The organism is Mycobacterium sp. (assembly GCF_044342925.1).
Taxonomy (GTDB): Bacteria; Actinomycetota; Actinomycetes; order Mycobacteriales; family Mycobacteriaceae; genus Mycobacterium.
The window spans coordinates 1-3,460 of sequence record NZ_JBIIOV010000238.1 but is presented as its reverse complement, the minus strand read 5'-3'; the positions used below and the strand labels follow the sequence as shown (position 1 = coordinate 3,460).

Below are 3,460 nucleotides of genomic sequence, written 5' to 3'. Positions count from 1 at the left end.
CACTGCGGTCAGGGCGGCGTCGATCATCTGGGTGTCGCGGGTGGCGATCGTCAGATTGCGGCGCAGCGCCTGAGCGACGATCGCCCGGTCGAACGGATCCTTGTGCGGCCAGGGCAGCCGTCCGGCCAGGATGGCATCGGCAGAGTCGATCGCCAGTTCGCCGATGCTCATGGTGGCAAGGACGTCCGGCCACGACGCCATCAGGGCTTCGCCGTCCAGCCGACCGATCCGCGTCTTGATCGCGATCTCCCATGCCGAGGCCGCGCTCACCCACACCGCGTTCTCCGGGTCGGACAGCACCGCCAGTGCTGCCGGGTCCAATGTGGGCGGGTCGCTGACGAGCCACAGCAGGACGTGGGTGTCGACGAGCACATTCACTGCTCGCCGGCGCCTTCCCAGGCCTCGAGTTCCGCCGCGGGCAGCGGTTCATCGAAGTCCTTGGGAATCACCATGGTCGGCAGCTGACCGAATCGGCGGGGGACCGGGCGGACAGGGATGATCTTGGCGACGGCACGACCGTGGCTGGTGATCGTCACCGAGGCGCCGGTCTTCTCCACATCGGCAAGCAGCCGGTTGAGGGTGTTTTTGGCCTCCGTGCTGGTGACGGTGATGTCCATGGCAGCCCACGCTACGCCGCTTCCGGCTATTCGCGCTAGCCGTACTAGCGTGAATCGGACGGGTTCAGCGGGACCTGGCGCTGCCGGCCAGTTCGTCCGCCAGCAGGGTCAGCAGCGGGGAGCAGCCGGCGTCGACCTTCACCGTCGCCAGTTCGTCGCCGCGGGTGGGGCCGCGGTTGACGATCGCCACCGGAATGCCGTGCGCGGCGGCGTGCCGCACGAACCGGTAGCCGGAGAACACCGTCAGCGACGACCCGGCGATCAGTAGCGCCTCGGAGCCTTCGACCAGTGAATACGCCTGATCCACAACCGTTTTGGAGACCGACTCGCCGAAGTAGACGATGTCCGGCTTGAGCATCCCGGCGCAGGCCGGGCAGTCGATGAAGACGAACGAGTCGGTGTCGGTGACCACCGCGTCGGCGTCGGGAGCCACCGCCAGTCCGCCCACCTGCTCGGCGCGTTCGGTGAAGCCCGGATTGGCGGCCTCTAACTGCTCGGCCAATGCGGCACGCGTCATGGTGTACCCGCACTCCAGACACACCACGGTCGCGTAGGTGCCGTGCAGGTTGATGACGTTGCTGCTGCCGGCCTTGGTGTGCAGCAGGTCGACGTTCTGGGTGATGACTCCGGTGACCACGCCGGCCCGCTCCAGCGCGGCCAGCGCGCGGTGGCCGGCGTTGGGTTCGGTGTTCGCCATGTGCCGCCAGCCCAGGTGATTGCGGGCCCAGTACCGCCGGCGGTAATCCAGGCTGGTGGTGAATTGGCGGATCGTCATCGGATTGGCCGGCGGCGAGTCCGGGCCGCGGTAATCCGGGATACCCGAGTCGGTGGAGAGGCCCGCCCCGGTCAGCACCGCCACCCGCCGGCCGGCGAGTAGCGCGACGAGTTCGGGGGCGTCCATGGTCACGAGGGTAGGGCAGCGACAGACGAGATCGGCCCCCGCGGACGCGGGGGCCGATCTCGTCTGTCGCTGCTTACGGCGTTTGGCCGGGCAGGCCGGGGTCGCCGTTCTTGCCCGGGAGTCCGTCGGCGCCCACGGTTCCGCCGCCGCTGGGGAAGAGCTGTCCGCCCGGGCCGCCGGTTCCGCCAGTGCCGCCGGTGCCTCCGTCACCGCCGGTGCTACCGACTGCGAGGGCGTCTCCACCGTTGCCGCCATTTCCGGCGTCACCGCCGTTGCCGCCGTTGCCGGCTATGCCGTCGAGGGTCTGGCCACCTGCGCCGCCTGCGCCGCCGTCGCCACCGGCAGCGCCGTTGCCGCCGTCACCGCCATCGGGTGCCCCCGGGCCGCCCGCACCGCCGATACCGCCTGTGCCGCCAGCGGCGCCGGCTCCTGCGATGCCGAAGTCGGAGAACCCGCCGATGCCGCCGTCGCCTCCGCGACCACCGGCGCCGCCGGGCTGACCGGCGCCACCGGGAGCCAGGCCCGGCCCGCCGGTGCCGCCGGCACCGCCGTTGCCACCGACCCCGGCGAGCCCGCCCTGACCGGTCCTGCTCGTACCGCCAGCGCCGCCGTAACCACCAGCGCCGCCATTGGTACCGGCTTCATCAGGGCCGCCGGAGTAGCCGTTGCCACCGTCGCCGCCGGCACCACCGATGCCGCCGTCCCCGGCGCCGTTCAGGCCGCCGCGGCCGCCGAAACCGCCGCTACCGCCCGTGCCACCGTTAATGCCGGCAATCGTCGATGACCACCCGAGGCCACCGGCGCCGCCGTTACCGCCGTTGGCCACCGAGCCGGGATCACCGGCGCCTCCATCGGCCAGACCGGGGTCACCGGCCCAACCGCCGTCGCCGCCCCTTCCGGCATCCGGAATGAGGGCTGTGCCATCGGCACCTACGCCGCCGTCGCCGCCCGCTCCGGCACTGCCGCCGAGCCCGGCAGCGCCTCCGTTGGAGGTGCCTCCGTTGCCGCCGTTGCCACCGGCACCACCGGCCGATGCGTCACCGAATGCATTGAGGTTTCCGTTGGGACGCCCGACAACGGTGATCACGCCGTCCGCACCCGCGCCGCCGCCACCACCATTGCCGCCGTTACCGGCTGTGCCGCTCTCCGGTGCATTTCCGCCGTTGCCGCCGTTACCGCCGGCGCCCCCGACAGCGGTCGGATCGTCAGAGGCCCAGCCGTTTCCGCCGTTCCCGCCGTTTCCTGCGTTAGCCGCGGTGCCGTCGGAGCCGTCGAGGCCGCTGATCCCGAAGGCTCCTGGGTTGCCGGCTAAACCTCCAGATCCCGCCGTGCCGGCATCGCCGCCGTTTCCGCCTTGCCCTCCGCTCGGGTTGGTTGCGTCGCCATCGGCGCCGTCTCCGCCGTTTCCGCCGGTTGCTGCCGCACCGCCGTCCCCGCCGTTACCGGCAACCCCGAACCCTTGGCCGACTACCGCGCCGCCGATACCACCGGCGCCGCCGTTTCCGCCGCTACCGGCGTCCCCGCCGTCGGCGCCACTGGCCTGGCCTGAGCCACCGTTCCCGCCGGCGCCGGCATCACCACCGAGGCCGCCGACACCGCCGGTGCCGCTATAGGTAGCACCACCGGTGCCTGCGGTGCCGCCGTCGCCGCCGGTACCGCCAGTGCCCCCGGCGCCGCCGTCGGGTGATCCGGCCCCGCCATTGCCGCCGGCACCGCCGGCGCCGGCGTCGCCGCCAACACCGCCGACGACCGAGCTGCCTTCGAACCCTTCGCGGCTTTCGCCCCCGGTTCCGCCGTTGCCGCCTGCGCCGCCGCTACCGCCTGCGCCGCCCGTTCCGAGCGGGTCAATGCCGACGCCGCCAGCACCGCCCGCACCGCCGTTGGTGCCGTCTTCGCCGGCGCCACCGTTGTAGCCGTTGCCGCCCTGGCCGCCTGCTCCGCC

Annotated in this window: 3 protein-coding genes and 1 pseudogene; all 4 read right to left on the bottom strand. The window is 72.4% G+C overall.

Annotation, left to right across the window (positions count from 1 at the left end; translation table 11 throughout):
• A partial coding sequence (locus tag ADBZ6I_RS16655) for a type II toxin-antitoxin system VapC family toxin (protein ID WP_526385801.1) occupies window positions 1-378 on the bottom strand: 378 nt, incomplete at its 3' end.
• Complete coding sequence (locus ADBZ6I_RS16650) at window positions 375-617, bottom strand: type II toxin-antitoxin system Phd/YefM family antitoxin (protein ID WP_526385799.1); 243 nt, start codon at window positions 615-617, stop codon at window positions 375-377. The genes ADBZ6I_RS16650 and ADBZ6I_RS16655, both read right to left, overlap by 4 nt.
• 64 nt (window positions 618-681) lie before the next feature.
• Window positions 682-1,518, bottom strand: coding sequence for a Sir2 family NAD-dependent protein deacetylase (locus tag ADBZ6I_RS16645; protein WP_526385797.1), 837 nt, complete (start codon window positions 1,516-1,518; stop codon window positions 682-684).
• Window positions 1,519-1,591: 73 nt separating this feature from the next.
• Window positions 1,592-3,460: pseudogene (locus tag ADBZ6I_RS16640) on the bottom strand (PE family protein); the annotation flags it as partial.

Bases quoted from the DNA above. Each gene is read 5' to 3' on its own strand.
- ADBZ6I_RS16650 (WP_526385799.1), bottom strand. From the start codon at position 617: ATGGACATCACCGTCACCAGCACGGAGGCCAAAAACACCCTCAACCGG.
- ADBZ6I_RS16645 (WP_526385797.1), bottom strand. From the start codon at position 1,518: ATGGACGCCCCCGAACTCGTCGCGCTACTCGCCGGCCGGCGGGTGGCG.